Source organism: Dysgonomonas sp. 25, assembly GCF_010501075.1.
Classification (GTDB): Bacteria; Bacteroidota; Bacteroidia; order Bacteroidales; family Dysgonomonadaceae; genus Dysgonomonas.
This window is the reverse complement of record NZ_QVMN01000033.1, coordinates 1-395: the sequence shown is the minus strand read 5'-3', so window position 1 is coordinate 395 and position 395 is coordinate 1. Positions and strand designations below refer to the sequence as shown.

Genomic DNA, 395 nt, shown 5'->3' with positions numbered 1-395 from the left:
AGTGATATAAGACATTCGTGTCTTAACTGCCACTGGGTTATTTCTTCCAATAACTCTCGTCCTTTATCCGTAACTCCTAGTCCCTGGGCAACGGTTAACTGGACGTCCTTAATATCTTCTACTCGTTTGCTCAATCCTACCTCCTTTCGAGCACGGGTGTGATAAGCACTTCTCTAACTTTATTTTCCTCACCGTCTTTGCTCAATCGCCGAACAATTGCTTTCTCCTTCCTAACATCGTTTAACTGGTTCTGAACCTCTGCAAGGTTTTCTAGAAGCAAATCATAAGAAACTTTCTCTTCAAGGGCTTCTAACTCATCAATCACTTCTTCTGCCAAATCATCTTCCCTAGAAACACCTTCCAATAATCTTACTAAAGATTTGTATCTTGAAGCC

General features: G+C 41.0%; 1 protein-coding gene. It reads right to left on the bottom strand.

Annotated features, from left to right (window positions below; genetic code table 11):
• Positions 1-136: 136 nt before the first annotated feature.
• A partial coding sequence (locus D0T66_RS16095) for a hypothetical protein (protein WP_163358323.1) occupies positions 137-395 on the bottom strand: 259 nt, incomplete at its 5' end.